This is a genomic window from Streptomyces sp. NPDC028305 (assembly GCF_055569495.1).
In genome coordinates this window covers 464,492-490,093 of record NZ_JBVHTN010000005.1, presented here as the reverse complement: position 1 = coordinate 490,093, position 25,602 = coordinate 464,492, and the positions used below count along the sequence as shown (strand labels likewise).

Sequence of the window (25,602 nt, the reverse complement as noted above, 5' to 3'; positions counted from 1 at the left end):
ACGAACCTTGTCCGAAGTGTTGACACTAAACCGGTAAAGCCGTTCACTGCTTGCTGCGCGGCACCGCCCGTCCGCACCGGGCCGCATCCCTGACGCCCCCTGCCTGAGGGAGAGTTCGCAGATGCAGCGCACGTCCGCACGGCTCACCGTCGGCGATCAGCCCGTCATCTGGCTCGGCGCCAACTACTGGTCACGCACCGGCGGTCCGCTGATGTGGCGCTCGTACGACCCGGACGTGGTCGACGCCGAGCTGCGGGTGCTGCGGGACCACGGGCTGAACATGACCCGGTCGTTCTTCTACTGGCCGGACTTCATGCCCGCCCCCGACCAACTCGACGAGGAGCTGTGCGCCCGCTTCGCCGACTTCCTCGACCGCCACCACGCGCTCGGCATGACCACCGTCCCCACCTTCCTCGTCGGCCATATGTCCGGCGAGAACTGGGACCCCTCCTGGCGCGGCGGCCGCGACCTGTACAGCGATGTGTGGCTGGTCTCCCGCCAGGCGTGGTTCGCACGCGAGACGGTGCGCCGCTACGCCGGACACCCCGCGGTGGCCGGCTGGCTGGTCTCCAACGAGATGCCGATCTACGGCCGCCAGCCCGGCGTGCGCTCCGACCAGGTGCCCGCGGAGCGCGAGACGGTCGCGGCCTGGGCCCAGATCGTCCTCGACGCCGTACGGGCCGGCGGCGGCACCCAGCCCGTCTCGCTCGGCGACGGCGCCTGGGGCCTGGAGAACTCCGGCCACGACAACGGCTTCCGGCTCGCGGACACGGCCGACCTGTGCGACTTCCTCGGCCCGCACGTCTACCGCATGGAGGACGACCCGGTGCGGCAGCACTACGCCGCCGCCTGGGTGTGCGAGCTGACCGGCACCTTCCAGCGGCCCGTCGTGCTGGAGGAGTTCGGCGTCAGCTCCGACTTCGCCGCGGGCCCCGGCGCCGCCCGCTACTACCGGCAGACCCTGCACAACAGCCTGCTGGCCGGCGCCACCGGCTGGATCGCCTGGAACAACACCGACTACGACAACCTCAGCGAGCAGCCGCCCTACCGCCACCACGCCTTCGAGATGCACTTCGGCCTCACCGACACCGCCGGCACCCCCAAGCCGCAACTGCGCGAACTACGCGACTTCTCCGAGGTGCTGAGCGCCGTGGACTTCCCCCGCTGCCACCGCGCCCACGCCGACACGGCCCTGCTGCTCTCCTCCTACCTCGACACCGTCTACCCCTTCACCCGCGCCGAGGACCGCGCCTACGTCCAGCAGACCGGCCGCCAGGCCTGGGTCGCCGCCCGGCTCGCCGACGCCCCGCCCGCGGTGGTCCGCGAGAGCGACGGGGCGCTGCCCGCGGACGTACGCCTGTGGCTGGTCCCGTCCACCAAACAGCTGCTCTCCCCCACCTGGTACGAGCTGGAGCGGCGGGCCCGGGACGGCGCCACGGTCTATGTCTCGTACTCCCCCGGCGCCCACAGCGAGCAGCGCGGCCCCTGGTACGCCCATCTCAACGAGCTGTTCGGCGTCCGCCACCAGCTGGAGTACGGCCTGGTCGACCCGATCGAGGACGACGAGGTGACCTTCACCCTCACCCGCCCCTTCGGCACCCTCCCCGAGGGCACCGAGCTCACCTTCCGCGCCGCGGGCACCGAGAACAGCCGCGTCTTCCTCCCCGTCGAACCCGACGGCGCGCAGGTCCTCGCGGTCGACGGCCACGGCCGCCCCGCGCTGCTGCTGCGCGAGACCGGCGAGGGGTGTGTGGTCTTCTGCACCTACCCGATCGAGCACATGGCGGCCGTCACCCCCCGGGTCAACCCCGAGGCCACCACCACGCTGTACGACGCGCTGGCCGCCCATGCCGGCGTCCACCGCCCGGTCACCGTCGCCGACCCCCGGGTGGCCGTGGACCGCCTGGTCCACGAGGACGGCCGGGTGTTCGTCTGGCTGGTCAGCCAGGCCCGCGAGGAGCTGGCGGTCGAGCCGGTGGTGCCCGAAGGCAGGCTCACCACCCTCGACGGCGCCCCGGCGGAGACGGTGGTCCTGGCGCCGTACGGGGTGCGGGTGCTGCGGCTGGACGCGGCGTAGCGGGCGGTCAGCGACGCGGCTCGCCTCACTTCATCCAGTCCTGCTCGTACTTGGCGTACGTGCCGTCGTGCGTGGCCAGGTGCACCCACTGGTCGACGTACTCCTTGAACTCGGCGTCACCGCGCGGCACGGCATACGCCTTCTCCGAGAAGGAGAACGGCTTGTCGGGGTGGACGGCGCACAGCTCCGGGTGGATCTTCGCCTGGTAGCGGGTCTCGCTGGCGTCGGTCATCATCACATCGGCCCGGCCCGCGATGATCTCGTCGAAGATCGTGGTGTTGTCGGGGTGGACGGTGAGGGTGGCCCGCTTGATGTGGGCGCGGGCGAACTGCTCGTTGGTGCCGCCCGGGTTGACGATCACCCGCACGCCCGGCTGGTCGATGTCCTCCAGCGTCTGGTACTTCTGCTCGTCCTCGCACCGCACCACCGGGGTCTTGCCGTCGGTCAGATACGGCTCGCTGAAGTACGCCTTACGGGCCCGGGGCAGGGTCACCGACACCCCGCCCATGGCGACGTCACAGCGCCCGGCGGCCAGGTCGTCCACCAGTTTGGCCCACGTCGTGGTGACGAAGGCAGGCTTGGCGTCCAGGCTCTTGGCCAGGTCGCGGGCCATGTCGATGTCGATGCCGGTGTAGTCGCCGGTCTTGGGATCGCGGTGGGTGAAGGGGCGGTAGTCGCCGGTGGTGCACACGCGCAGCACGCCGCGCTCGGGCACCCGGTCGAGCAGGGTGCCGCGCTGGTGCCGGTCCGCGGCAGCGGAGGCGGAGGACGGTGTGGACGCGGAGGCGGGTGCGGAGGCGGGACCGGCGGCCAGGGCCGAGCCGGCGGCGGTGGCGGCCAGGACGGCGGCGAGGGCGGACAGCGTGACGGAACGTCGCATGGCGACTCCTTCGCACAGGCCGCGGCGAGCGGCACGGAACGGCGCGCGCGGAGCGCACGGGTGGGGCTTGGCGCCTGCGCGTGATCACAGCGGGGTCAGGGTGGCAGAAGTGGCCGCCCGGCGGAACCCGTTGACCACCAGCTGAAACGGCGTCCGGGACCGATCCGGCGTCAGAAGTCCTCGGCCGGTGCCACGTCCTGGAGCCGGGCGAGGAGTTCGGCGCCTCGCTTGGCGACGACGTCCCGGTCGCCCTCCGACAGCGCCGAGCCCATCCCGCAGGCGACCGCCCCGGCGGCGATCCACTCCGGGGCGTCGGCGACGGTCACCCCGCCGGTGGGCAGCAGCGCGGCCTGCGGCAGCGCGGCCCGTACGTCCTTGACCCAGCGGGGGCTGTGGGCCGAGGCCGGGAACAGCTTCAGGGCGTCCGCGCCCAGCTCCAGCGCGCGCACCATCTCGGTGGGCGTGGCGACGCCGGGGAAAACCGGCAGGCCGTAGCGGTGGCCGGTACGGATCACCTCCGGGTCCAGGCTCGGGGAGACCAGGAAGCGGGCGCCCGCGTCGACCGCCATCCGGGCGGAGGCGGCGTCCAGCACCGTGCCCGCGCCGATCACCGCCTCGTCGCCGACCTCGCGGACCAGCGTGGTGACGGCCTCCAGCGCGAAGGGCGTGGTCAGCGAGAACTCCAGGGTGGTGAGGCCGGCGGAGAGCAGGGTGTCCGCCGCCGCGGTCGCGTGGTCATAGCTGTCGCTGCGGATGATGGCGAAAACCCGCTGTGCGAGCGCGGCCCGGGTGATCTCCCAGCGGTACACGGCAATTCGCCGCCTTTCCTCTCAGCAGGGTCTCCTGGAGATGCCGCCCCGGATTGCCTCCGGGATATGCGGCCTTTCGCTGTGCGATGGTCGGTGGGGAAAGCGCTGTAGGGGGAAGCGGTGTGGGGGGTTCGACGGTCGGTCAGCGGCGGCGAGCGATGGGAGATATCTGCCTCTCGGTGCGGTGGAAGGGGGCGGGGCGGGGGGTTCAGCGGTGGACGGAGTCGGCGCCGCCCGTGAACGCGGCCAGGGCCCGATCGCGCCCGGCCGCCGAGGGCAGCCCGTCCGTATCGGTCGCGGTCTGGACGACCAGCGCGGCGACACAGGCGGCCTCGGCGAGCGCCCGCGGCTCCGGCAGCTCGCGCAGCCGCCCCGACAGATACCCCGCGGCGAAGGCGTCTCCGGCGCCGACCGGGTCGGCGACCGGCACCGGATAGGGCGGCTGGTCCCAGCGGCCGCCCGCGGTCAGGGCCGTCGCCGAGCGGTCGGCCCGCTTGATGACGACCGTATGCGCCCGGCCGTCCAGCAGCTCCGCCGCGGCGTCGTCGGCGGATCTCGCGGTCAGCAGCTCCAGCTCGTCCTCCCCCGCGAGCACGAGGTCGGCCTCGCGCAGCAGCCGCCCGGCCGTCTGCGCCCACTGCGCCGCGCCGCCCAGCTTGCGCCGCACATTCGGGTCGAAGGAGATCTCCGCCCCGGCGGCGCGGGCCAGCTCGACCAGCCGGTCGGTGGCGGCCGCCGCGGTCGGCGACAGCATCGGGGTGATCCCGGACAGGTGCAGCAGCCGGACGCCCGTCAGGGCCTCGCCGGGTATGTGCTCGGGGGCGAGCCGGGAACCGGCCGAGCCCGCGCGGTAGTACTGCACATCGATGGCGCGGTGCGGATGGCTGTCGCGCAGCAGCAGCCCGGTCGGGGCCTGCTCGTCCACCCCGGCGAAGGTCACATCCACCCCGTCGGCGCGCAGCTCGCGCAGCACGGCCTGACCGGCCGGATCCTCCCCCACCCGGCCGACCCAGCGGACGCGATGACCGAGCCGGGCGAGGCCCGTGGCCACATTGGACTCGGCTCCGGCGACCGAGCGGCGGAAGTGCACGGCCTGCTCCAGGGGGACGCCGGGCTCGGCGAGTAACAGCAGCATCGTCTCACCGCATGTGACCACTTCCGGGCCGCTCACCACCGGTGCCTCCCCTTGCTCCCCGCGCGTCCCCTTCTCCCGGAAACGCTACCCGGAGGCGCCGACAGACGCCCCCGCGGGGTTCGAGTCACTTCATGACACGCCAACGTCCGTCGTACGCAATGCCGTTCCCACCGGAGGGAGACGGGGCGCACAACGCGGCGGCCGCCGCCTGCGAACAGGCGGCGGCCGAGGTGCGGGGGGTGGCGGTCTTCGGTGGTCAGCAGCGGTAGTCGACCAGGTCGAACGACGCGTAGTGGTCGGCCGTGTAGTAGTCCTCGTCCGTCTTCTTCCCGGTCACGATGCGGCGGGCGCCGCGGGTGCTGGAGCCGGGGGTCTTGACGGTGTACTCGTGGTAGTAGCCGGTGGACTGGGACGGCAGGATGCCCTCGCGATTCTGGAAGACGGTCCCGTCCTGCGGGTACGGGTAGGGGCCGCCGGAGGCGATCAGGTCGAGCGTGTCATGGGCCTGTGAGGGCAGGTCGGAGTAGCAGATGTCTCCGACGGCCGCGATCTGGGAGACCGACGCGACGGCCTGTGGGGCGAGCGGTGCGGCCGGGGCGGACGCGACGGCCGGGCCGCCGATGAGAAGGCTCGAGGCGAGCGCGCCGAGCACACCGATGCGGGCGATCCGTGGGGGGATTCTCATGCCTTACAGCATGACGCGCGTAGACCATGACATGTCAATGCCAAATGAAAGGAGTTTCCCTGGAGTTCACAGGACCCGCGCGAAGCGCCGGGAGAAGTGATGGAGACGTAACGCCGCGAGCGCCTTTGCCTCAGAGGCAAAACTTTTGCCCGAGAGGCGAAAACTGGTTATACCGGAGGCATGCTCCCGCCTCCTGAGGGGCCCGCCGACGGGCCTCCCGCCGAGCTGCCCTCCGTCGCCCCGCGCCTGCGCGACCTGCGGCGGCGCAGCGGCCTGACGCTCGAATCCGCCGCCCGGCTGGCCGGGCTCTCGCCCGCGCATCTGTCCCGCCTGGAGACCGCCCGGCGCCAGCCGTCGCTCCCCATGCTGCTGGCCTTGGCCCGTACCTACGGCACCACGGTATCGGACCTCCTGGGCGAGGTGTCGCCGGAACGGGACCCGATCCTGCGGGCCGACCGGATGGAGGCCTCACGGACGGGCGGCTGGACGTACTGGCGGGCCGGCGGCGGCGGCCGGGCGATGCAGGCGCTGCGGGTGCACGTACCGGCGGGGCCCGGCCCCCAGGAGGACCTGGTGCGGGTCCACCCGGGCGAGGAGTGGCTGTACGTCACCCGGGGCCGGCTGCGGCTGACGCTCGGCGAGACCGTCCATGTGCTCGCCGTCGGCGACGCGGCCCACTTCGACTCGCTGACCCCGCACCGCATCGCCGCCGCCTCGTCCGGAGGCGTGGATCTGCTGTTCGTCCACACACTGCTTCAGAGCGGCACGGCCGACCTGTGCCTCGGCGACGCCGTCCGCGGAGGGAGGCACAACGCGCCATGACCGACGCCGACAACACCCTGGGCACCACGCCGGGCACCGGGGCCGCACAGAACAGCGGAACCGCACAGACCGGCAAGGTCGTGCGGGAGGAGGACCGGGCCCCGATGGGGTTCACCATCCGCGTCTTCATCTATCTCGTCGGCGTTCACTTCATCGCCGGGTTCCTCTTCCTGCTGTTCTACCTGGCCGGGGCGAAATAGGCCGGGGCGAAATAGCCCGGCCCTCCGGAGCGGCCCCCGGGCGCGGCGCAGTCACCCCGCGCGGGTGGAGAACAGCCCGCCCGTCGGCCCCTGCTTGTCCCCGCCCTGCGCCTTCTTCAGCGCGTTGGCCAGGCCCTCCATGGTCAGCGACTGGAGGATCACCCGGCCATTGCCCTCCAGAGTGGCCAGGGACAGGCCCTCACCGCCGAACACCGCGTTCATCAGGCCCTGGCGGTTGAGCCCGCCGATGCGCTGGACGCCGTACTGGATGCCCTCCTCGAAGGCCACGATGCAGCCCGTGTCGACCTCGATCCGGCCGCCGAAGTCGGCGGGGTTGAGGTCGATGAAATTGCCCGCGCCGCAGATGATCACCGTGCCGCGCCCGGTGAACTTCTCCAGGATGAACCCCTCGCCGCCGCTGCGCCCCGTCCTGCCGCCCTGGAAGGCGATGCCGAACTCCACGGTCGACTCGGCCGCCACGAAGGCGTCCTTCTCCGCGAACCAGGCGCGGCCGCCGTCCAGCTCCAACGCCCGCATCTCCCCGGGCAGCACGCCCGCGAACCCGACGGTGCCCTCGCCGCCGGTCGAGGTGAAGTACTGGAAGGCGAGCGACTCCCCCGCCAGCGCCCGCTGGCCCACCTGCATGGCGGTGCCCATGGCCTGGCGCAGCATGCCGCCCATGCCACCGCTTCCGCCGCCGTCCCCGTTGCCCCCGGCGGCCTGTCCGCCGCCCGCGCCGGGCCCGGACAGCCGGGTCTCCATCGTCACGTTCGACGTCTTGAACAGGAACTTTCCTGCCTCGCAGTAGACGGTCTGGCCGGGCTGGAGGCTGCAAACCGCCATCTGCATGGCGTTGCCGACGATCTCTTGGCGCAGGGTCACAGCAGGACTCCTCGGTACGGACATGGCGGATATATCGCAATGGCCAACGCTCGACCCGAGGCCCTGGGTTCCACCGGAGAAACGCGATCGCGGTCACAGGCCGACGGCACAATAATCCCGATCATGGACACAGGCACCGGCATGGACCGGGCATGGCTGGGGCGCCCCTGGACGTGCGCCCCCTCTTCCCCGTCGACCGCAGCGCCCTGCTCGATCTGCTGACCGCCCTGGACCCGGCGGACTGGCGGCGCCCCACCGTCTGCCCCGGGTGGGACGTGCACGACCTGGTGGCCCACCTCCTCCACGATCACCTCCGCCGGCTGTCCGGCGGCCGCGACGGGCACCCGGGGTCGCCGTTCGGCCCCGGCGAGACGCTGCCGCGGTTCATCACGCGGACCAATGAGGACTTCGTCCGCGTATCGCGGCAGCTCAGCCCGCGCGTGCTGACCGAGCTGCCGGCCACGCTCGGCCCGCGGCTCGACGACTTCTGGGCCGGCCTGGACCCCGCCGCGCCCGCCGGCCTGGACGTGTCCTGGGCGGCCCCCGGGGCGCCCGCCCCGAACTGGCTGGACACCGCCCGCGAGTACACCGAGTTCTGGGTCCATCAGCAGCAAATCCGCGACGCCGTGGACCGGCCGGGCGCCACCGGCCCCGAGCTGCTGCACCCCGTGCTCGACACGTTTCTGCGCGCCCTCCCCCACACCCTGCGCGCCCACCCGGCCCACGGCGGCGCGACGGTACGGATCCTGGTGCCCGGCCCGGGCGGCGGGGCGTGGACGGCGGTACGCGACGGCGACCACTGGGCGCTCCGCACCCCCGCCACCCCGGACGACCACCCCACCACCCCGGCGACCGCGGAGGTCGAGCTCGCCGCGGACACGCTGTGGCGGCTGGCCACGCGCGGGATCACCCCGCGGGAGGCGCGGCGCCGGGCCACGGTGCGCGGGGACGAGAAGCTGGCGCGGGCCACGCTGACGATCCTCGCGATCGTCCGCGAGCCGGAGCCGGAGCCGGAGATCTGACCCCGTCCGGCCCAACGGACAAAAAATTTCCGGCCGTTGTGACAGAACCGCCGCGGCGGCCGCGTCTACGGGGTGGTCGGCCGTACTTCTTCGGCGGCCATCGGACTCGGCCCCACTGGGACCGGGGTCCGAGGCGATCGATTCACCGAGAGGGGGAGCCGTCGATGACCGCAGTCGACGACGCCTTCCCGCGCGACCCCGCGACGCGCCACCGAGCGGAGAGCCGGGCCACCCAGGTCCACGCCGCCGCCCACACCACCGCCCGCGAGGTCAGCTCCGGCGGCCACTCGACGTTGCGCCACACCGTCGGGCCCAGCCGGCCGGACCACCATTCCGCCGCCCCGGCGACGGCGCGCGCCGCCAGCGTCGCGCAGATGTCCGGGAGGTCCGCATGAGCGACGAGGAGTTCGACGCGCGGGCGGATTTCATGGCCTGGTGCCGTGAACACACCCAGCCGCTCCGGCTGACCGCGCGTCGGCACGCTCGCGACCACCAGGCCGCGGACGACGCCGTACAACATGTGTTGGAGAGCCTCTGGAAGAAATGGGATGACGCTGACCTTCGCCGGAAGGTCAGGAACACACCCGGATACGCCCAGCGCTGCGTGATCAACGCCTGGCGCTCCATGGAGCGCAGCGAGACCGCGGAACGCGAGCGTCTCAAGAAATACGCCTCCGGCGAGCTGGTGCCGGAAACGCAGGATCTTTACTCCGACATCGAGTGGAAGCTGAGCCTTCCGCCCATGCTGGAAATGCTCAACCCCACCTGGCGTTCAGTCATTGAACTGCGGTACCAGCAGGGCAGGTCGTTCCCCGAGATCGCCGCGATCATGGGCATCTCCGAGTCGACCGCCCGCCGATTCGACAAGAGGGCGCTCATCGCCCTCGCGGAAGCCGAACGGGCGTGGGGAGAGAAAGGAGGCGGGGATGGACGTCGTTGAACGTCTCGCCCTGGCATCCCAGCACGCTTCCCCGGATTCGGTTCGGCCCGACGCGGAGACCTTCCTGGCTCGGGTGTTCCCCGAGCTGGGATTCGTCTCTTCAGCGGTTTCCGCCACGGGGGTCGGCCACAGCGCGGCCGGCCCCCGGCGGGCCGAATCCGAGGAGGACCTCGTTCAGGGGTACGCGATACCGCCCGGCGCGAGCCGGGAGGAGCTGCTGGACGAGCTGAGAGAGATCACCCGGAATCACGAGGGAAAGGATGGTGCAGGACTCCGACGTATCGCGGAACTCGTGGAACTCCTGGACGGCGAAGAAGCGGCCTACGCGTGGTGGCGCCACGCAGCGCAGGCCGGCGACGAAGTAGCGGTCGCTGTCGTCGAGGAACTGCACGCGGAGCAAGAACTCTCAGGAGAACGACCCAGCGTTCTTCCGATGACGATTCGCCCGGCCCTGACACGGGGGGCAGGACCGAGCGAGACGTGACGCAACAAGTACGCGGGCGGTAAACAGGGGTTGCCGCGCGCGTTTCGGGGGAGGGGCCCGGTCTCGACAGCAGGGGGAAAAGTCGAGACCGGGCCCCGCTGTATTTATTCCTCAGCCGCACACATGCTTTCTGACGTAATTCCCTCCCCGGCCGCGTCTCCTCTATGAAGACACCGAGGAGGCAAGCAGTGCCCAGGACAGGCGAAAGCACACGCAGGCAGTGGAACTCCGAGCGGAAATACTCGCGATACGCGAAGAAGGGGCTCGGCATCGCATTCGGCGCCACGATCAGCTCACTGGTCAAGCTGGGCTGGGAGCATGTACGCCGGGAGTACGGCCTGTGATCATCCGTCCCGACCCCGAGGGGAGCAGCACGATGGCAGACGACGCGGCGGCGAGGGCCCGCACGATGTGGCCCCTGTTCGAGCCGATCCACGCGGTCACCTACTTCGCGCCGGAGGCCCTGGCCGCGTACGAGGACGCGGGCCTCCGCGGCTTCTGGCGCGGCTACTTCGCGGGCCGCGCCGCGCCCCTCGGCCCGGTCGGGCCCGGCCCCGTCGTGGCCGCCTTCTTCGGCTTCGCGCCGGCCATGGTCGCCCGCGCCCTCCCCGCCGTCTGGGGCCTGGCCGCTCCCGAGCGTGCCTTGGAGCTGCGCCGCACGGGCGCCACGGCCGCGCTGGCCCGCCTGCTCGCCGGGCACGAGCGCGCGGTGGAGCGAGCCGCCGAGGCCCTGGCCCCGCGCGCCGCGGACCTGGACGGCTCCGGGCGCGTCCTGGCCGCCGCGAACGGCACCCTCGGCTTCCCCGACGACCCCCTGGGGCGCCTCTGGCACGCCGCCACCCTGCTCCGCGAACACCGCGGCGACGGCCATGTCGCGGCCCTCGTCGCCGCCGGTCTCGACGGCTGCGAAACCCTCGCCCTCCGCGCCGCCGTCGACCTCCCCCGCGCCGAACTCCAGCCGGTCCGGGGCTGGACCGACGCGCAGTGGCAGGCCGCCGAGCAGCGCCTGGCCGAACGCGGCCTGCTCGCCCGGGACGGCTCAGCGACGGACGCCGGGCGCGAGACCCTCCGTACGGTGGAGGCGGCGACGGACCGGGCCGCCGAGCGCCCCTGGCAGACGCTCGGCCCCGACGAGGCGGCTGACCTGGTGAGCCTTCTGACGCCCCTCGCGACCGCCTGCGGCTCCGCGCTCCGCTTCCCCAACCCGATCGGGGTCCCGAAGCCGACGGGGTGAGCGCTCTCGCGCCTGGCTCACTGGGTCCCGAAGTCGTGAGCGGTGCCGTTGGCCACGGCCTGGAGCTTGTCCGGGTTGGCCACGTTGTGGATGGTGGTGATGCGGCCGTCGGGGTCGAAATCGAAGGTGACGGTGGCGATCACGCGGTCCGGCCCGCTGAACACCACGCCCGGCCCGCCGTTGATCTCGACGAGTTCGGCTTTCATGTCGGCGGGCTCGATGCCCTGGTAGGTGACGGTGCCGATGGCGGCGAACCAGTTGGCCACCGTGGAGGCGCCCACGACCGGGAGCAGGGCCTGACGGACCTTCCCGCCGCCGTCGGTCCACAGCGTGACGTCCGGGGACAGCAACTCCATCAGGGCATTGACGTCACCGCCGGTCGCGGCGGCGAAGAACCGATCGGTGACCTCGCGCTGCCGCGCCCGGTCCGCGGTGAAGCGCGGCCGCCGGGCCCGCACATGCTCACGGGCACGGTGTGCGGCCTGCCGCACCGCGGCTTCGGAACGCTCCACCGCCTCCGCGATCTCGGCGTGGCTGAAGTCGAAGACCTCCTTCAGCACGAACACCGCGCGCTCCAGCGGGCTGAGTGTCTCCAGTACCACCAGCATGGCCATCGACACCGACTCGGCGTCCGCGACGGTCTCGGCGGTGTCGCCGATGGTGAGGATGGGCTCCGGCAGCCACGGCCCCACATAGGTCTCGCGCTTGTGCCGGGTGGAGCGCAGCCGTGCCAGCGCCAGATTCGACACGATCCGCGTCAGATACGCCTTGGGGTCGGCCACCTGCGAGCGGTCGGCGGCCGACCACTTGATCCAGGCGTCCTGGACCGTGTCCTCGGCATCGGCCGCGGTGCCGAGGACACGGTAGGCCACCGAGAACAGCAGATTGCGATGCTGGTTGAACACCTGCTGGTCGGCGTCCGGGGAGGGGTGGGTCATCTCGACCCCCGGATGCGGGTGAAGCGGCCGCCACGGGGCCAGAACGCGCCCGAAGCGGGCATCTTCTTCATACGGCCATAGGTCGGCCAGGGCGAAGCAGTCACCGTCTCCTTATACCTGGCGGCAAACCTGCCGGTCAGATACGCCCGCCGCGGGCTGTCGTCGGGGTGGGTGAACTGCACCACGGCGTCGTTGCGGCCCAGGCTCACCGGGGTGTGGTAGTAGCCGAAGCGGAACGGCTTGGGCTCCTTGCCCTTCAGCACCCGGTCGATCGACAGCGCGGCGTGCACACCGGTCGGCATCCCGCCCTGGCAGGTGCCGTGCATCAGGCCATACCCCTGGCGGATCGCCGCCGCGTCACCCACCGCGAACACCTCCGGGTGCGACACCGACCGCAGCGCGGTGTCCGTGACGACCCGGCCGCGCTCATCGACAGCCAGCCCCGCGGCGGCCGCCAGCGGCGACACCCGCGTACCACTCGTCCACAACACCACATCCGCGGCGACGCTCTCCCCACCCGCCAGCTCGACCGCATCCGGCAGCACCTTCGCCACCTCGACCCCGCTACGCACCTGAACACCCAGGCGCTGGAGCGCGGCCCGCATGTACGCCCGGGCCTTCGGGTTCATCGCCGCACCAGGCTCACCCCGGCCCAGCAGCACCACATTCAACTCCGGGTACCGCTCCGCGATCTCCGCCGCCGACTCCACACCCGTCAGCCCACTCCCGCCGACCACCACCGTGCCCCCGCCACCGAGCCGCCCCAGCCGCCCGGCCAGCACCTCGGCATCCTGCGGGCTGTTCAGGGTGTAGGCGTGTTCCTCAACACCCGGCACCGTGGCCGTGTCCGCCACACCACCCAGCCCGTACACCAGCGTGTCGTACTCCAGCACCCGATCGTCATCGACCCGCACCGTCCTCGCCCCGGCGTCCACCGCCGTCACCCAGCCGCGCACGAACTCCGCCCCGGTCCCCTCCAGCAACTCCGGGATGCTCAGCTCCGCGAGCTGCTGCCCGGTCGCCGTCATGTGCAGCCGCAGCCGCTCGGTGAACCGCTCCTGCGCGTTCACCACCGTCACCCGCACGCCCTCGCGCCCCTTGACCCGGGCCGCGAGCTGAACCGCCGCGGCCATCCCCGCGTAACCCGCCCCCAGAACCACCACACGGTGTGCGCTCATCGTTCCGTCCTCCCTCATCGCCTGCTGACGACCACGAGATGCAAGCAGCCAGCGCGAACGTGACATGAGGTCGATGTGACGCGCGACACAGCGACTGACAGGAAGGTTCCGGCAGTCGAGAATCACCTCGAAGGGGCGGAGTGGTGTGAGTGCTGAGGCCGCGGCGATCAACCTGGGGCGGACGCTGGCGACGCGCGTCGTCCGGATGTGGCTCGACCCGCGTACGCGCGAGCAGGAGAGCCGGATGGACATGTCCGCGCTGATCCGGCGGCGGATACCGGGGCTGCGGGCCCAGCGTGGCGTGGAGCGGCAGTTCGAGCAGATCGCGGACGCGGTCGCGGCGCGGCTTGAGCCCATCTGCGGGCATGAGTTCCGCGGCCTGGACGAGGGCGGACGGCGGGCGGCGCTCGACGCCGTGACGGCGGCCTTCGCCCACGCGGACCTGTCCGACGAGGCGATCCTCGGGTCCGACGCCAACCCGGCCGAGCTCGCCCGCCGGGTCCGTACCGCCGCTTCCCCGCCGACCGGGCTGAGCGAGGCGGAGACGCGCTTCTACGAACTGCTGCTGGCCGAGTGCTGCGACTGCTATGTGCAGACCCTGCGCCGCCTCCCGGTCTTCACCGAGCGCGGCGTCACCGAGCTGCTCGGGCGGGTCGGCGAGCTCGGCTCGGAGCTGAGCCGGGTGCTGGAGCGGCTGCCCGTCAGGTCGTTGTACGCGCCGCAGGGCGCGGATCAGGACGCCGCCTTCCGCCGGGAGTATCTGGAGTTCATCAGCCGCACCATGGACGAGGTGGAGCTGTTCAGCTTCACGGCAGGGCAGGCGCCGCGCACCAAGCTGTCCGTCGCATACATCAGTCTGCGCGTCAGCACGGACGAGGCGCGGGCAGCGCGGCGGACGGGCCACGGGTCCGTCGACCGGTTACGGACGGGCATCGGCGCATGGGACACGGCCGAGCAGGAGTCGCCGACGAGCGTACGGGTCGAGGCGGCACTGAAGCAGGCGCCACGTGTGCTGTTGCGCGGGGAAGCGGGCTCCGGGAAGACGACGCTGCTCAACTGGCTGGCCGTCACCGCGGCACGGTCTGGGTGTTCTTCGGCATGTGCCATGGCCCTTACCCAGGCCCGCTCGACCTGTCCTCGCTGGCCGGCCGCCCGGCCCACCCCCGTCTGAGCGTCGAGGTGGGCACAACGCAGGTCGTCACGGGCGCCGACCGCCTCGGGCCGGGCGTGCAGGTCCGCTACCGGTGAGGTTCACCCCCGCCCAGCTCCGCGTACCGCGCCGCGAGCCGCTCCGCGCCCGCCTCCGTGAGCGTGCCGTGCAGCCGCAGGCGGGCGACGCCGCCGTCCGGGAAGATGTCGATGCGGACGTGGGTGGCGGGCGCGGCCCCGGCGAGTTGGAAGCGGTGGACGGTGTCGGGCTGGAGGCGGGTGCGGGGCAGGAGTTCGGTCCAGCCGGGGGCCGAGTGGTCGGCCGGGTCGGCGCCGGCGGTGGCGTCGAGGGCGTAGAGCGCGGCCCAGCCCGGGGCGTTGCCCTTGTAGCAGCCGGTGTCGATCTCGACGGCCCGGATCCGGGCCTGTTCGGTGAGCCGGTAGCGGACCCAGTCGTGGCCGTGGTCGCGGCGGCGGCGGGTCTCCCAGCCCTCGTCCATCTTGCGGGAGCGGCCGGGCTGGATGGAGTTGGCGGGCGGGGAGTAGAAGCGGTCGGAGGCGTCCTCGGCGGCGCCGCCGTTCTCCAGGGCGGCCAGGTCGAAGGTGCCGAGGGCGGTGAGCCAGCCGGGGTCGGGGACGGCCTCGCCGTGGACGCGGAGGCGGGCGATCCCGCCGTCGGGGTGCTGCTTCAGCCTGAGGTGGGTGAAGCGGCGGGCCACCGCGACCGGGAAGCCGTTGGCCGCGTGGCCGCCCACGGGGGTGCGGGGGACGAGTTCCGTCCACTGCACCCCATCGGCGAGCAGTTCTTCGGGGGAGGGGGTGCCCGCCACCGATGTCGCCTCGACGCCGACGGCCTGCGGGTAGTTGCCGCGGAAGTGGGCGGTGTCGACGACGATGCCGTGGATGACGCCGGGCGTGCCGAGGCGGATCAGCGCCCAGTCGTGGTCCTCGCCGGCGGGGTGCGGGTGCTCGGCCGAGGCGCCGCGCCGGCGGCGGGTCTCCCAGCCGTCCATGACCTTGCCCTTGTGGCCGAAGTCCTCGGGGTCGAAGTGCGGGGCCTCGGGCCGCAGCAGGTTCTCGCGCTCGGCGAAGAACTCGTCGTTGGCCGCGATGACGCTCGCGCCCAGCCGCCGGTCGGCCAGGTCCGCGAGGTGGGTGAAGGGGAGGTCCGCGGTGCGGTAGTCGGCGTACGGGTCGCCGCCGCCGTAGGGGCTCGCGTCGCCGGTGAAGCGGGGAATGGGCGCGGTCATGCGGTGTGCTGCCTTTCCAGGAGTCGGCCGGTGGGTCCGGTGGGTGCGGCCGGGGCGCCGTGGTCGGCGATCTTCCGGCCGCGCAGCCAGGTGGACCGCACGACGCCGTACAGGGTCTTCCCTGCGTAGGCGGTGACCTGATTGCGGTGGTGGAGCGCGGCCGGGTCGACGGTGAAGGTCTCCTCGGGCGCGAGGACGGCGAAGTCGGCGTCGCGCCCGGGTTCGATGGCGCCCTTGTGCGCGAGGCCGACCAGCGCGGCGGGGGCGGTGGACATCCAGCGGGCGAGGTCGTGGAGCGTACGGCCGCGGCGGCGCGCCTCGGTCCAGACCGCGGGGAGGCCGAGCTGGAGGGAGGAGATGCCGCCCCAGGCCTGTCCGAAGTCGCCGACCTTGAGGTCCGCGGTGCACGGCGAGTGGTCGGAGACCACGCAGTCGATGGTGCCGTCGGCCAGGCCCTGCCACAGCGCGTCCTGGTTGGCGGCCTCGCGGATGGGCGGGCAGCACTTGAACTCGGTGGCGCCGTCGGGGACTTCCTCGGCGGTCAGGGTGAGGAAGTGGGGGCAGGTCTCCACCGTGACGTCGATGCCCTCGCGCCGGGCGGCGGCGATCAGCGGGAGCGCGTCGGCGGAGGACAGATGCAGGATGTGCACGCGGGCGGCGTGCTTGCGCGCGAGTTCGATCAGCCCCGCGATGGCCCGGTTCTCGGCCTCGCGCGGGCGTGAGGCGAGGAAGTCGGCGTAGCGGGGGCCGCCGGGGCTCGGGGCGCGGTCGATCAGCTGGGGGTCTTCGGCGTGGACGATGAGCAGGCCGCCGAAGCCCGCGATCTCGCCGAGCGCCGCGTCGAGTTCGGCGGGGGCGAGCTGGGGGAACTCGTCCACGCCGGAGTGGAGCAGAAAGCACTTGAAGCCGAGGACACCGGCGTCGTGCAGGGGTTTCAGGTCCCGTACGTTGCCGGGGACGGCGCCGCCCCAGAAGCCGATGTCGATGTGGGCCGCGGCGCGGGCGACGGCGCGCTTGAGCTCCAGCGCCCGGACGGTGGTGGTGGGCGGGATGCTGTTGAGCGGCATGTCGACGAGGGTGGTGACGCCGCCGGCCGCGGCCGCGCGGGTGGCGGAGGCGAAGCCCTCCCATTCGCTGCGGCCGGGGTCGTTGACATGGACGTGGGTGTCGACGAGGCCGGGGAGGAGGGCGTCGTCCCCGAGGTCCTCCAGGCGGGCCGCGGGCGGGACGGCCGTGTCGTACGGCAGGACTGCCGAGATCGTTCCGTCGGCCGTGGCGATGGCGACCGATGCCGCGCGTGTCCCCTCCGGGGTCACCACACGGGTCGAGCGCAGCACCAGATCCGGATCCGCGTCGGACATCCGCACCCTCCGATCTTCCGCAAAGCGGAAACAACTTTCTGCTCTACGAGTTTTCACCGAGCCGCCCGCCGGGTCAAGACCCGACAGGCCGAGGCCCGTCCGCTCCCCAAGCGACCGTTCATAGAATGGAAGTGGATTTTCGGAGCGCAGAACCTGGCCGCCCAGGGGCGGGTAGGCTGCCCGTTGGCCGGTCGGCCGGGGCGGGACAACCGCGGGAGGGCCGGCCCCACCCGCCGCGAAAGGAATGCCGACGTGCCGTCCGCCGAGCCCAAGACCGCCGCTGCCGCCTCCGGCGGCGTCCAGTCCCTCGAGCGAGCCTTCGATCTGCTCGAGCGGATGGCGGACGCCGGGGGCGAGGTCGGGCTGAGCGAGCTCTCCGGCAGCAGCGGGCTTCCGCTGCCCACCATCCACCGCCTGATGCGCACCCTGGTCGCCTGCGGCTATGTGCGGCAGCAGCCGAACCGCCGCTACGCGCTCGGCCCCCGGCTGATCCGGCTCGGCGAGAGCGCCTCCCGGCTGCTGGGCACCTGGGCCCGGCCGTATCTGGCGCGGCTGGTGGAGGAGACCGGCGAGACCGCGAACATGGCGCTGCTGGACGGCGACGAGGTGGTGTACGTGGCGCAGGTGCCCTCGCGCCACTCGATGCGGATGTTCACCGAGGTCGGGCGGCGGGTACTGCCGCACACGACGGGCGTGGGCAAGGCGCTGCTGGCGCACACGCCCGCCGATGAGGTGCGCGCGCTGCTGGCCCGGACCGGCATGCCGGCCGCCACCCCGAAGACGATCACCTCGCCGGACGAGTTCCTGGAGGCCCTGGGCCGGGTGCGCGAGATGGGCTACGCGGTGGACGACAACGAGCAGGAGATGGGCGTGCGCTGCCTCGCGGTGGCCGTGCCCGACTCGCCCACGGCGGCGGCCATCTCGATCTCGGGCCCGGCCGGGCGGGTGACGGACGAGGCCACGGAGGACATGGTTCCGATCCTCAAGGAGGTCGCGGCCCAGCTGTCCTCCGCGCTCGCCAGCACGGGATCGGCCTGACGGTACCCCCCCCGGCCTCCCGACTCCCCTCAGTCCTCAGCCCTCAGTCCCTGCCGACTCCCCTTCCCCGCGGCTGCGGCACCTCGCCGAAGAGGTCGATCGCCGCGCGCACCCCCGTCAGCGCGGCGGCCAGTGCGCTCACCGAGCCGAGCGCGCCCGCGATGAGCAGCAGCGCCCGGCGCAGCCGGGGCACTTCGGGCACTCCCTCGCGCGCCATGGCGTCCAGCGCGGCGAGTTCGTCGTCCGCTATGGCCCGGTCCGGCAAGTCGGCCGGGTGGGCGGCCAGTTCGCGCCGCAGCCGGGCGACGGCCCGGCGCAGCTCCGTCGCTCTGGGATCCTCCTCGGTGCAGCCCACTCGGCTGTCCTCCACGACCGCGGCGCCCTCCACTGACCAGGCGCCGGGTGTCGTCCGGAGCCTCATGTGATCGTCGGACATCACTGTCCTGCTCGCCCTCGCGCGGCTTTGCACGAAGCCTGCCCCCTTCTCCCCACGGCCCCTGGACGCGCCGATCGGACGCGAGAGGCCGCGGATCAGTTAACGCCACTCTGTGCACGACACGCCATACGGAGAGCGAAAATCAGACCGGGTACCACAGGGGGATCTTGAAGGGACGAGCGGGAGAAACAATGCCCATGGATCGCACATCGCATGAAAAGTCCCAGGTCGCCGGGTTGCTGCTGGCCGCGGGCGGCGGCAGGCGGCTGGGCGGGCGGCCGAAGGCTTTGCTGGCCCACCGGGGCAGGCCACTGGTGGAGCACGCGGCGCGGGCGCTGCGGGAGGGCGGCTGCGCCCCGGTGCACATCGTGCTGGGGGCGGGCGCCGAGGCCGTACGGGCCAGGGCCGAGCTCCCCGGGTGCACGCTGGTCGACAACCCGGACTGGGCCGAGGGCATGGGCTCCTCGCTGCGGGCCGGCCTCGCCTCGCTGGCCGGTACGGGCGCGCGGGCGGCGCTGGTGATGCTCGTGGACCAGCCGGGGATCGGGGCCGCGGCGGTGGCCCGCGTCGCGGCGGCGTACGACTCGCCGTCGTGCCTGGTCGCGGCGGTGTACGACGGGCTGCGGGGCCATCCGGTGCTGTTCGGTGCCGAGCGGTGGGGGGATGTCGCGGCGAGTGCGGTGGGCGATCGGGGGGCACGCGCTTATCTGAAGGCTCATCAGTCGGCGGTCAGGCTCGTCGACTGCTCCGATGTCGCCCGGCCTGACGACATCGACACCCCGGAGGACCTGGGGCGGCTGGAGTGAGGCCAACAGGACGTTGAAGTTCCGCCATGAGGAAATTAGTATCCACAGAACAGAAGACGGAAGCTCACGTATTTCGCCGTGTGTCGCCCGAGGAGTGACCGCCCATGTCCGCACCAGCACCGTCCCCGCTGGCCATCGTCGACGCCGAGCCGCTCGAGCGGCAGGGAGAGGTGCTGACCGACTCGGCCCTGGCCTTCCTGGCCGAGCTCCATCACCGCTTCACCCCGCGCCGCGACGAGCTCCTCGCCCGCCGCGCCGAACGCCGCGCCGAGATCGCCCGAACCGGCACCCTTGACTTCCTCCCGCAGACCGCCTCCATCCGCGAGGACCCCGACTGGCGCGTCGCCCCCGCCCCGGCCGCCCTCGACGACCGCCGGGTGGAGATCACCGGCCCCACCGACCGCAAGATGACCATCAACGCCCTCAACTCGGGCGCCAGGGTCTGGCTCGCCGACTTCGAGGACGCCTCAGCCCCGACCTGGGAGAACGTCGTCCTCGGCCAGCTCAACCTCATCGACGCCTACGAGCGCCGCATCGACTTCACCACCCCCGAGGGCAAGGCGTACGCGCTGCGCCCCGCCGAAGAGCTCGCCACCGTCGTCGCCCGGCCGCGCGGCTGGCACCTCGACGAGCGCCATCTGCGGGCCGGTGACCGCGCCGTGCCCGGCGCCCTCGTCGACTTCGGGCTCTACTTCTTCCACAACGCCCGGCGCCTGCTCGACCAGGGCAAGGGCCCGTACTTCTACCTCCCCAAGACCGAGTCGCACCTCGAGGCCCGCCTCTGGAACGACATCTTCGTCTTCGCCCAGGACCACCTCGGCATCCCCCAGGGCACCATCCGCGCCACCGTTCTCATCGAGACGATCACCGCCGCGTACGAGATGGAGGAGATCCTCTACGAGCTGCGCGACCACGCCTCCGGGCTGAACGCGGGGCGCTGGGACTACCTCTTCTCCATCGTCAAGAACTTCCGCGACGCCGGGGCGGACTTCGTCCTCCCCGACCGCAACGCCGTCACCATGACCGCCCCGTTCATGCGCGCCTACACCGAACTGCTGGTCCGCACCTGCCACAAGCGCGGCGCCCACGCGATCGGCGGCATGGCGGCCTTCATCCCCTCCCGCCGCGACCCCGAGGTCAACGCCGTCGCCTTCGACAAGGTCCGGACCGACAAGGACCGCGAGGCGAACGACGGCTTCGACGGCTCCTGGGTCGCCCACCCCGACCTGGTCCCCGTCGCCCGCGCCTCCTTCGACGCGGTGCTCGGCGACCGGCCGAACCAGAAGGACCGGCTGCGCGAGGACGTCCGGGTCACGGCCCCCGAGCTGATCGACATCGCCTCCCTCGACGCCAAGCCCACCTCGGCCGGCCTGCGCAACGCGGTCCAGGTCGGCATCCGCTACATCGAGGCCTGGCTGCGGGGCCTGGGCGCGGTCGCGATCTTCAACCTCATGGAGGACGCCGCCACGGCCGAGATCTCCCGCTCCCAGATCTGGCAGTGGATCAACGCGGGCGTGGTCTTCGAGAACGGGGAGAAGGCGACGGCCCCACTGGTCCGCGCGATCGCGGCGGAGGAACTGGCGGCGGTCCGCGAGGAGATCGGCGCGGAGGCGTTCGCGGCGGGCAACTGGCAGCAGGCCCACGATCTGCTGCTCAAGGTCGCGCTGGACGAGGACTACGCGGAGTTCCTGACGCTGCCGGCGTACGAGCTGCTGCGCTGAGCGGGGCCTGCACGCGGCGGAGCCGCACAGGGGCTCTGTGTCCCGCCCCTTGGGGCTGGGGCGCAGAGCCCCTCCGCGTCAGGCGTCGCAGTCCATGGCCGGGAGCCTGCCGTCGTCGCCCGTGATGATCACCTCCGCGTTGCCGTCGCCGCCGTCGACGTACGCGGCCGTGCAGACCAGCTGGCGCACGGCCGTCTTCTCGAGGTCGCGCACCGCGATCGAGACCCTGACGAACACCTGGTCCGGGCCCGCCTTCACCCCCACGAACCCCCTCGACCGGGGCAGCTCCGTATGGAGCCCGGCCGCGCGCGCCTGCTCGCTCGGGCCGGCCAGCAGCATGGTGAGAACCTTGCCGCCGGGCACCACGTACTCCCCCTCCTGGCTCAGGAAGAACCCCCTGGACTCCGGGGTCAGACGGCCTTCCGAGGAGACGAAGAAGAGAATCACCCGCTGCTCGGCGTCGGGCAGGACGGTGACGGTGGCCGGGCCGCCGGCCTCGACTACATCGCTCTGCCGCACCCCGCAGCCGGTGAGCAGCGCGGCCGCCACCGTGGCCGAGCCCAGGCGGCCCAGGCTGCCCGGACGCTTCACGCCGTCACCTCCCCGCTCGTCACGGGGATCTCCACGGTGAAGACGGCGCCTCCCTGTGGGCCGTTCGCCGCCCGGATCGTGCCGCCGTGCAGCCGTACGTTCTCCAGGGTGATGGCGAGGCCGAGGCCGCTGCCCTCCGACCGGGTGCGGGCGGAGTCCGCCTTGTAGAAGCGGTCGAAGATATGCGGCAGCGCGTCAGGGCGGATGCCGGGGCCGCTGTCGGCGACCTCGGCGACGAGCCGGGGCAGCTCACCGTCCGGCGCCGGGGGCGTCTCCGTCCGCAGCCGTACGACGACCGGCGCGGCGCCGTGCCGCAGCGCGTTGCCGACGAGGTTGGCGACGACGACATCGAAACGGCGGGGGTCGAGCCGGGCCCGGATGCCGTCGGGCAGGTCGGTGACGATCTCGTCGGGGTCGGTCCAGTGGCGGCTGCTCAGGGTCTTGCGGATGGTCTGCGCGACGTCGACCTCGTCGGTGTTCAGCTCGGCGGCCCCGGCGTCGAAGCGGGAGATCTCCATCAGGTCCTCGACGAGGACCGCGAGTTTGCCGGTCTCCGCGCTGATCAGCCGGACGGCGGCCGCGGTGTCGGGGGCGAGGCGGGCCGCGTCCTCGTCCAGGACCTCGGTGACCGCGAGCATCCCGGCGAGCGGGGTGCGCAGCTCATGCGAGACGTCGGAGGCGAAGCGGCGGGCGCGCGCCTCGGCGTCCTGGAGTTCGCCGACGGATCGCTCCAGGGCGACGGCGGACTCGTTGAAGGTGCGGGCGAGGTCGGAGAGTTCATCGCTGCCCTTGACCTGGATCCGGGTGTCGAGGCGGCCCCGGCCCATGCTCTGCGAGGCCTTCCGCAGGTCGCGCACCGGGCGCAGCACGCTGCGCGCGGCCAGCAGCGCGGGGACGAGCGCCACGGCGAGCCCCGGCAGGGCCCCGTCGCGGGCCGCGGTGACCATGGCCCGGACGTTGGCCTCCTCGTCGGTCAGCGGCATCACGGCGTAGAGCACAAGACCGGTGGGGCGCACGGTCTTCCCGGCCCGGAAGACGGTCGGGACGGCGACGGTCAGCCAGGGGGCGCCGTGCTTCTCGACCCGCTGGAAGCTGCCGCTGCGCGGGCTGGCGAGCGCGGCGCGGCGCAGCTCCGGGGTGATGACGGTGGAGACGGGGCTGGTGCCGGAGGAGACCCGGACCGAGCCGTACTCGGCGAACACCACCCAGGGGTGCGGCTTGCCCTGCCGGGCGAGCTGACGCAGGCGCTCCTGAAGGGACTTGGGCTCGACGGGGAGCTGGACGCCCATATCGCTGACCCGGTCCCGGAAGGAGGAGACGGCGGTGTCCTGGGCCTGTTCGAGGATCGCGGTGCGCGCCTTGCGGTAGGTGAGGGTCGCGGTGGTGCCGGCGCTGACCGCGGCGACCAGCAGGAAGGCGAGCACGAGCCGGGTGCGCAGCCCGATGCGGGCTCTCCAGCGGGTCAACGGGGGCTCACAGCGGTCCGAAGCGGTAGCCGAAGCCCCGCAGGGTCTGTATGTAACGCGGGCTGCCGGCCACGTCCTCGATCTTGTGGCGCAGCCGCCGTACGCAGGCGTCGACCAGGCGGGCGTCGCCGTGGTAGCTGTGCTCCCAGACCTGTTCGAGCAGTTGCTGACGGCTGAAGACCTGCTCGGGCGCGGCGGTCAGATACAGCAGGAGCTTCAGCTCGGAGGGCGCGAGGGCGAGGCGTTCCCCGGCCTTGGACACGGCCAGCCCTGCGCGGTCGATGGCGAGGTCGCCGTAGAACTCGACGGCTGGGCGCCCGCCGGGCTCCTCGATGCGGCGCAGCACGGCCCGGATACGGGCCTCGATGACCTCGGTACGGGCGGGTTTGACGATGTAGTCGTCGGCCCCGGCCTCAAGACCGACCACCACGTCGAAGTCGTCGCCACGCGCGGTGAGCATGATGATCGGCAGCTGGCTGGCCTCGCGGACCTGGCGGCAGACCTGGACTCCGTTGATGCCGGGCAGCATGAGGTCCAGGAGCAGCAGGTCGGGCTGGAACTCACGGATGGCGGTGAGCCCGGCCTCGCCGGTGGCGGCGGTGCGCACCTCGTGTCCGCGGCGGCGCAGGCCGAGTTCGATCCCTTCGCGGACAGAGGGGTCGTCTTCTATGAGAAGGACGCGTGGCATGTGCGGAGTATTCCATTCCAGCAGGTGAGGCGGCGTCTGTTCAGGCGCGGCATCCGGTCAGGCGCGGCATCCGGTCAGGTGCGGCGGCGCAGTTTGCGGAACACCGCCTTGAGCGCCGCGTCCAGTTCGGTCAGGCGCAGCGGCCCCGCCAGGATCGCGTAGACCGCCGCGATGGCCGCCAGGCCCGCGGTGGCGGCGGCGACCGGGCCCAAGGAGGCCGTGCGGGTGGCCGCCAACTGGCCGTAGACGGTGGCCGGCGCGGCGGCCAGCAGCAGCCGGACCAGCGCGCCCACGGACGGCGAGCGCCACAGCCCGCCCCGCCGCACCCTCGTCCGCCCCCGCCCGCCCGGCGTGGGCGCGGGCGTCGGCGGGAGCCTGCGGTTCAGCACATACGCGGTGGCCGCCCAGCCCGCGAACAGCGCCACCGAATAGGCCCCGGCCATCCCGGTGACCGCCCAGCGCGCGGGCAGCAGCAGATACGCGGCCACGGACAGCCCCGCGTTGAGCCCGGAGATCACCAGGTTCAGCAGGAAGGGCGTGCGGGTGTCGGAGAGCGCGTAGAAGGCGCGCGAGAGGACGTACTGCCCGGAGAAGGCCACCAGCCCCGGGGCGAACGCCATCAGGGTCCCCGCCATGACCTCGATGTCGTCCGCGCCGGTCCTGCCGTACTGGAAGACGGCCGCCATCACCGGCCCGGCGAGCGAGAAGAGCGCGCAGGCGGCGGGCACGACGGCGGCGGCGCTGCTGCGCAGGGCGTACGAGACGTCCCGCCGCACGGCCGCGGTGTCGCCGTCGGCCGCCGCCCCGCTCATCCTCGGCATCAGCGCGGTGACCAGCGACACGGTCACGATCCCGTGCGGTACGGCCCACAGCAGATACGCGTTGTTGTATGCGCTGAACCCGGCGCCGTCCGTCCCCTCGGCCGCCGCGCGCTCCCCGGCCCGCGTCGCCAGCCAGGTCACCACCCAGTACGCGACCTGGTTGGTGAACACCAGCAGCACCAGCCAACCGGCCGAGCGCAGCGGCCGGGACAGCCCGCTGCCCCGCCAGTCGAACCTCGGCCGCCAGCGGAAGCGCGCCGCGCGCAGCGACGGCAGCAGCGCCAGCGCCTGGACGGCGATGCCCGCGGTCGTCCCCCAGCCGAGCAGCGCGGTCTCGCCGGGGGTGAGCGTGCCCCCGGTACCGGCCGTGGCCAGATACAGGCCGAACACGGCGATCACGACGACGTTGTTGAGGACGGGGGTCCACATCATCGCGCCGAACCGGCCCCGGGCGTTCAGCACCTGCCCCAGCAGGGTGAAGAGCCCGAGGAAGAAGATCTGCGGCAGGCAATAGCGGGCGAAGGCGACCGTCATCGTGGCCTGCCCGCCCGTGTAGTCGGTGTACGCCGCGACGATGGCGGGCGCGGCGAGCACCGCCCCGGCAGTGATCAGCAGCAGGGCCGCGGTGCAGACGGTGAGCAGCCGGTCGGTGTACGCGGCGCCGCCGTCCGCGTGTTCCTTGGCGGCCCTGACCAGCTCGGGCACGAAGACGGCGTTGAGCGCGCCGCCCAGGAGCAGCGTGTAGACGATGTTGGGCACGGAGTTGCCGACCGCGTAGCCGTCGGCGGCCAGCCCGACGCCGAGCGCGGCGGCGACGACGGCGGAGCGGACGAATCCGGTGGCGCGGGAGACCAGGGACCCGGCGGCCATGAGCGCCCCGCTGCGCAGCACGGAGGCGGGGCGGCCGGCGGGCGGGGCATGGGGCTCGTCGACCGCCTCGGCCGCCGGGTTCGCCTCGGCCGCCGGGTTCGACTCGGCCGCCGGGTTCG

28 protein-coding genes are annotated in these 25,602 nt (G+C 72.6%); 14 read left to right on the top strand and 14 right to left on the bottom strand.

The window, feature by feature from the left end:
* The first annotated feature begins 121 nt into the window (after positions 1 to 121).
* Positions 122 to 2,077 carry a glycoside hydrolase 5 family protein gene (locus ACZ4WQ_RS23120; RefSeq protein ID WP_468022368.1) on the top strand — a complete coding sequence of 652 codons (1,956 nt, stop codon included), beginning with the start codon at positions 122 to 124 and terminating at the stop codon, positions 2,075 to 2,077.
* A gap of 25 nt (positions 2,078 to 2,102) precedes the next feature.
* On the opposite strand, the gene ACZ4WQ_RS23115 is transcribed toward ACZ4WQ_RS23120, so the two are convergent.
* The 3 genes from ACZ4WQ_RS23115 to ACZ4WQ_RS23105 form a co-directional block, all read right to left on the bottom strand.
* A complete protein-coding gene (locus ACZ4WQ_RS23115; RefSeq protein ID WP_398373823.1) occupies positions 2,103 to 2,957 on the bottom strand; it encodes a transporter substrate-binding domain-containing protein in 855 nt (284 codons plus the stop codon).
* A 170-nt stretch (positions 2,958 to 3,127) separates the two neighbouring features.
* Positions 3,128 to 3,766, bottom strand: coding sequence for a bifunctional 4-hydroxy-2-oxoglutarate aldolase/2-dehydro-3-deoxy-phosphogluconate aldolase (locus tag ACZ4WQ_RS23110; RefSeq protein WP_311723444.1), 639 nt, complete (start codon positions 3,764 to 3,766; stop codon positions 3,128 to 3,130).
* 208 nt (positions 3,767 to 3,974) lie between these two features.
* On the bottom strand, positions 3,975 to 4,940 hold the full coding sequence (locus tag ACZ4WQ_RS23105) for a sugar kinase (RefSeq protein WP_311723445.1): 966 nt from the start codon (positions 4,938 to 4,940) through the stop codon (positions 3,975 to 3,977).
* A 92-nt stretch (positions 4,941 to 5,032) separates the two neighbouring features.
* On the opposite strand from ACZ4WQ_RS23105, the gene ACZ4WQ_RS23100 reads away from it, so the two are divergent.
* Complete coding sequence (locus ACZ4WQ_RS23100) at positions 5,033 to 5,170, top strand: hypothetical protein (RefSeq protein WP_361188544.1); 138 nt, start codon at positions 5,033 to 5,035, stop codon at positions 5,168 to 5,170.
* Here the strand turns inward: ACZ4WQ_RS23100 and ACZ4WQ_RS23095 are convergent.
* The gene (locus ACZ4WQ_RS23095; protein WP_311723446.1) at positions 5,158 to 5,586 is read right to left on the bottom strand and encodes a ribonuclease; all 429 of its coding nucleotides are present in this window, start codon (positions 5,584 to 5,586) and stop codon (positions 5,158 to 5,160) included. The genes ACZ4WQ_RS23100 and ACZ4WQ_RS23095 overlap by 13 nt on opposite strands.
* Before the next feature lie 180 nt (positions 5,587 to 5,766).
* On the opposite strand from ACZ4WQ_RS23095, the gene ACZ4WQ_RS23090 reads away from it, so the two are divergent.
* Together ACZ4WQ_RS23090 and ACZ4WQ_RS23085 are read left to right on the top strand one after the other, a co-directional pair.
* Positions 5,767 to 6,408 carry a helix-turn-helix domain-containing protein gene (locus ACZ4WQ_RS23090; RefSeq protein ID WP_311723447.1) on the top strand — a complete coding sequence of 214 codons (642 nt, stop codon included), beginning with the start codon at positions 5,767 to 5,769 and terminating at the stop codon, positions 6,406 to 6,408.
* Entirely contained in the window at positions 6,405 to 6,608 is a 204-nt protein-coding gene (locus ACZ4WQ_RS23085; protein WP_311723448.1) for a DUF6126 family protein, read from the top strand. The genes ACZ4WQ_RS23090 and ACZ4WQ_RS23085 overlap by 4 nt, the downstream gene beginning before the upstream one ends.
* A 51-nt stretch (positions 6,609 to 6,659) precedes the next feature.
* On the opposite strand, the gene ACZ4WQ_RS23080 is transcribed toward ACZ4WQ_RS23085, so the two are convergent.
* Positions 6,660 to 7,490: an AIM24 family protein gene (locus ACZ4WQ_RS23080; RefSeq protein ID WP_385341177.1), complete on the bottom strand. Its 831-nt coding sequence runs from the start codon at positions 7,488 to 7,490 to the stop codon at positions 6,660 to 6,662.
* 152 nt (positions 7,491 to 7,642) lie between these two features.
* On the opposite strand from ACZ4WQ_RS23080, the gene ACZ4WQ_RS23075 reads away from it, so the two are divergent.
* The 6 genes from ACZ4WQ_RS23075 to ACZ4WQ_RS23050 all read left to right on the top strand — a co-directional run bounded on the left by ACZ4WQ_RS23075 (position 7,643) and on the right by ACZ4WQ_RS23050 (position 11,170).
* On the top strand, positions 7,643 to 8,512 hold the full coding sequence (locus ACZ4WQ_RS23075; protein WP_398373822.1) for a maleylpyruvate isomerase family mycothiol-dependent enzyme: 870 nt from the start codon (positions 7,643 to 7,645) through the stop codon (positions 8,510 to 8,512).
* Between the two features lie 164 nt (positions 8,513 to 8,676).
* The gene (locus tag ACZ4WQ_RS23070; protein WP_311723451.1) at positions 8,677 to 8,907 is read left to right on the top strand and encodes a hypothetical protein; all 231 of its coding nucleotides are present in this window, start codon (positions 8,677 to 8,679) and stop codon (positions 8,905 to 8,907) included.
* Positions 8,904 to 9,452, top strand: coding sequence for an RNA polymerase sigma factor (locus ACZ4WQ_RS23065; RefSeq protein WP_468022367.1), 549 nt, complete (start codon positions 8,904 to 8,906; stop codon positions 9,450 to 9,452). The genes ACZ4WQ_RS23070 and ACZ4WQ_RS23065 overlap by 4 nt, the downstream gene beginning before the upstream one ends.
* Positions 9,439 to 9,936 carry a hypothetical protein gene (locus ACZ4WQ_RS23060; RefSeq protein ID WP_398373820.1) on the top strand — a complete coding sequence of 166 codons (498 nt, stop codon included), beginning with the start codon at positions 9,439 to 9,441 and terminating at the stop codon, positions 9,934 to 9,936. Before ACZ4WQ_RS23065 ends, ACZ4WQ_RS23060 begins: the two co-directional genes overlap by 14 nt.
* A 188-nt stretch (positions 9,937 to 10,124) precedes the next feature.
* Entirely contained in the window at positions 10,125 to 10,280 is a 156-nt protein-coding gene (locus ACZ4WQ_RS23055; RefSeq protein ID WP_361188530.1) for a hypothetical protein, read from the top strand.
* Positions 10,281 to 10,312: 32 nt separating this feature from the next.
* Positions 10,313 to 11,170 carry an SCO6745 family protein gene (locus tag ACZ4WQ_RS23050; protein WP_361188527.1) on the top strand — a complete coding sequence of 286 codons (858 nt, stop codon included), beginning with the start codon at positions 10,313 to 10,315 and terminating at the stop codon, positions 11,168 to 11,170.
* 17 nt (positions 11,171 to 11,187) lie between these two features.
* Here ACZ4WQ_RS23050 and ACZ4WQ_RS23045 read toward each other — a convergent pair whose 3' ends face one another.
* Together ACZ4WQ_RS23045 and ACZ4WQ_RS23040 are read right to left on the bottom strand one after the other, a co-directional pair.
* Entirely contained in the window at positions 11,188 to 12,108 is a 921-nt protein-coding gene (locus ACZ4WQ_RS23045; RefSeq protein ID WP_398373819.1) for an RNA polymerase sigma-70 factor, read from the bottom strand.
* Positions 12,105 to 13,286 carry an NAD(P)/FAD-dependent oxidoreductase gene (locus ACZ4WQ_RS23040; protein WP_398373818.1) on the bottom strand — a complete coding sequence of 394 codons (1,182 nt, stop codon included), beginning with the start codon at positions 13,284 to 13,286 and terminating at the stop codon, positions 12,105 to 12,107. The genes ACZ4WQ_RS23045 and ACZ4WQ_RS23040 overlap by 4 nt, the downstream gene beginning before the upstream one ends.
* A gap of 145 nt (positions 13,287 to 13,431) precedes the next feature.
* Between ACZ4WQ_RS23040 and ACZ4WQ_RS23035 the strand changes: the two genes are divergently transcribed.
* The gene (locus tag ACZ4WQ_RS23035) at positions 13,432 to 14,457 is read left to right on the top strand and encodes an NACHT N-terminal Helical domain 1-containing protein (RefSeq protein WP_398373817.1); all 1,026 of its coding nucleotides are present in this window, start codon (positions 13,432 to 13,434) and stop codon (positions 14,455 to 14,457) included.
* 67 nt (positions 14,458 to 14,524) lie between these two features.
* On the opposite strand, the gene alc is transcribed toward ACZ4WQ_RS23035, so the two are convergent.
* Together alc and allB are read right to left on the bottom strand one after the other, a co-directional pair.
* Positions 14,525 to 15,685: an allantoicase gene (gene alc / locus ACZ4WQ_RS23030; RefSeq protein WP_398373816.1), complete on the bottom strand. Its 1,161-nt coding sequence runs from the start codon at positions 15,683 to 15,685 to the stop codon at positions 14,525 to 14,527.
* Positions 15,682 to 17,046, bottom strand: coding sequence for an allantoinase AllB (gene allB, locus ACZ4WQ_RS23025; RefSeq protein ID WP_398373815.1), 1,365 nt, complete (start codon positions 17,044 to 17,046; stop codon positions 15,682 to 15,684). Before allB ends, alc begins: the two co-directional genes overlap by 4 nt.
* Before the next feature lie 252 nt (positions 17,047 to 17,298).
* Here allB and ACZ4WQ_RS23020 point away from each other — a divergent pair, with 252 nt between their 5' ends.
* On the top strand, positions 17,299 to 18,084 hold the full coding sequence (locus ACZ4WQ_RS23020) for an IclR family transcriptional regulator (protein WP_311723460.1): 786 nt from the start codon (positions 17,299 to 17,301) through the stop codon (positions 18,082 to 18,084).
* 43 nt (positions 18,085 to 18,127) lie between these two features.
* On the opposite strand, the gene ACZ4WQ_RS23015 is transcribed toward ACZ4WQ_RS23020, so the two are convergent.
* Positions 18,128 to 18,520, bottom strand: a complete 393-nt coding sequence (locus tag ACZ4WQ_RS23015; RefSeq protein ID WP_311723461.1) for a DUF5955 family protein — start codon at positions 18,518 to 18,520, stop codon at positions 18,128 to 18,130.
* 197 nt (positions 18,521 to 18,717) lie between these two features.
* Between ACZ4WQ_RS23015 and ACZ4WQ_RS23010 the strand changes: the two genes are divergently transcribed.
* Both ACZ4WQ_RS23010 and aceB read left to right on the top strand, forming a co-directional pair.
* Complete coding sequence (locus ACZ4WQ_RS23010) at positions 18,718 to 19,326, top strand: nucleotidyltransferase family protein (protein ID WP_311723462.1); 609 nt, start codon at positions 18,718 to 18,720, stop codon at positions 19,324 to 19,326.
* Positions 19,327 to 19,430: 104 nt separating this feature from the next.
* Positions 19,431 to 21,047, top strand: a complete 1,617-nt coding sequence (aceB, locus tag ACZ4WQ_RS23005) for a malate synthase A (protein ID WP_398373814.1) — start codon at positions 19,431 to 19,433, stop codon at positions 21,045 to 21,047.
* A 78-nt stretch (positions 21,048 to 21,125) separates the two neighbouring features.
* On the opposite strand, the gene ACZ4WQ_RS23000 is transcribed toward aceB, so the two are convergent.
* The 4 genes from ACZ4WQ_RS23000 to murJ all read right to left on the bottom strand — a co-directional run bounded on the left by ACZ4WQ_RS23000 (position 21,126) and on the right by murJ (position 25,483).
* The gene (locus tag ACZ4WQ_RS23000) at positions 21,126 to 21,638 is read right to left on the bottom strand and encodes a hypothetical protein (RefSeq protein ID WP_311723464.1); all 513 of its coding nucleotides are present in this window, start codon (positions 21,636 to 21,638) and stop codon (positions 21,126 to 21,128) included.
* The gene (locus ACZ4WQ_RS22995; RefSeq protein WP_398373813.1) at positions 21,635 to 23,104 is read right to left on the bottom strand and encodes an ATP-binding protein; all 1,470 of its coding nucleotides are present in this window, start codon (positions 23,102 to 23,104) and stop codon (positions 21,635 to 21,637) included. Before ACZ4WQ_RS22995 ends, ACZ4WQ_RS23000 begins: the two co-directional genes overlap by 4 nt.
* Before the next feature lie 7 nt (positions 23,105 to 23,111).
* Positions 23,112 to 23,792 (bottom strand): response regulator transcription factor, encoded by a 681-nt coding sequence (locus ACZ4WQ_RS22990; protein ID WP_311723466.1) that lies wholly within the window; start codon positions 23,790 to 23,792, stop codon positions 23,112 to 23,114.
* Positions 23,793 to 23,866: 74 nt separating this feature from the next.
* Entirely contained in the window at positions 23,867 to 25,483 is a 1,617-nt protein-coding gene (gene murJ / locus ACZ4WQ_RS22985; RefSeq protein WP_398374011.1) for a murein biosynthesis integral membrane protein MurJ, read from the bottom strand.
* Positions 25,484 to 25,602: the final 119 nt, after the last annotated feature.

Excerpts from the sequence above, each read along its gene's own strand:
- ACZ4WQ_RS23090 (WP_311723447.1), top strand. The coding sequence starts at position 5,767 with ATGCTCCCGCCTCCTGAGGGGCCCGCCGACGGGCCTCCCGCCGAGCTG.
- ACZ4WQ_RS23045 (WP_398373819.1), bottom strand. The coding sequence starts at position 12,108 with ATGACCCACCCCTCCCCGGACGCCGACCAGCAGGTGTTCAACCAGCAT.
- murJ (WP_398374011.1), bottom strand. The coding sequence starts at position 25,483 with ATGGCCGCCGGGTCCCTGGTCTCCCGCGCCACCGGATTCGTCCGCTCC.
- aceB (WP_398373814.1), top strand. The coding sequence starts at position 19,431 with ATGTCCGCACCAGCACCGTCCCCGCTGGCCATCGTCGACGCCGAGCCG.
- ACZ4WQ_RS23050 (WP_361188527.1), top strand. The coding sequence starts at position 10,313 with ATGGCAGACGACGCGGCGGCGAGGGCCCGCACGATGTGGCCCCTGTTC.
- ACZ4WQ_RS23120 (WP_468022368.1), top strand. The coding sequence starts at position 122 with ATGCAGCGCACGTCCGCACGGCTCACCGTCGGCGATCAGCCCGTCATC.
- ACZ4WQ_RS23100 (WP_361188544.1), top strand. The coding sequence starts at position 5,033 with ATGACACGCCAACGTCCGTCGTACGCAATGCCGTTCCCACCGGAGGGA.
- ACZ4WQ_RS23095 (WP_311723446.1), bottom strand. The coding sequence starts at position 5,586 with ATGAGAATCCCCCCACGGATCGCCCGCATCGGTGTGCTCGGCGCGCTC.
- ACZ4WQ_RS23065 (WP_468022367.1), top strand. The coding sequence starts at position 8,904 with ATGAGCGACGAGGAGTTCGACGCGCGGGCGGATTTCATGGCCTGGTGC.
- allB (WP_398373815.1), bottom strand. The coding sequence starts at position 17,046 with ATGTCCGACGCGGATCCGGATCTGGTGCTGCGCTCGACCCGTGTGGTG.
- alc (WP_398373816.1), bottom strand. The coding sequence starts at position 15,685 with ATGACCGCGCCCATTCCCCGCTTCACCGGCGACGCGAGCCCCTACGGC.
- ACZ4WQ_RS23070 (WP_311723451.1), top strand. The coding sequence starts at position 8,677 with ATGACCGCAGTCGACGACGCCTTCCCGCGCGACCCCGCGACGCGCCAC.
- ACZ4WQ_RS23085 (WP_311723448.1), top strand. The coding sequence starts at position 6,405 with ATGACCGACGCCGACAACACCCTGGGCACCACGCCGGGCACCGGGGCC.
- ACZ4WQ_RS23115 (WP_398373823.1), bottom strand. The coding sequence starts at position 2,957 with ATGCGACGTTCCGTCACGCTGTCCGCCCTCGCCGCCGTCCTGGCCGCC.
- ACZ4WQ_RS23010 (WP_311723462.1), top strand. The coding sequence starts at position 18,718 with ATGGATCGCACATCGCATGAAAAGTCCCAGGTCGCCGGGTTGCTGCTG.
- ACZ4WQ_RS23015 (WP_311723461.1), bottom strand. The coding sequence starts at position 18,520 with ATGTCCGACGATCACATGAGGCTCCGGACGACACCCGGCGCCTGGTCA.
- ACZ4WQ_RS23040 (WP_398373818.1), bottom strand. The coding sequence starts at position 13,286 with ATGAGCGCACACCGTGTGGTGGTTCTGGGGGCGGGTTACGCGGGGATG.
- ACZ4WQ_RS22990 (WP_311723466.1), bottom strand. The coding sequence starts at position 23,792 with ATGCCACGCGTCCTTCTCATAGAAGACGACCCCTCTGTCCGCGAAGGG.
- ACZ4WQ_RS23075 (WP_398373822.1), top strand. The coding sequence starts at position 7,643 with ATGGCTGGGGCGCCCCTGGACGTGCGCCCCCTCTTCCCCGTCGACCGC.
- ACZ4WQ_RS23060 (WP_398373820.1), top strand. The coding sequence starts at position 9,439 with ATGGACGTCGTTGAACGTCTCGCCCTGGCATCCCAGCACGCTTCCCCG.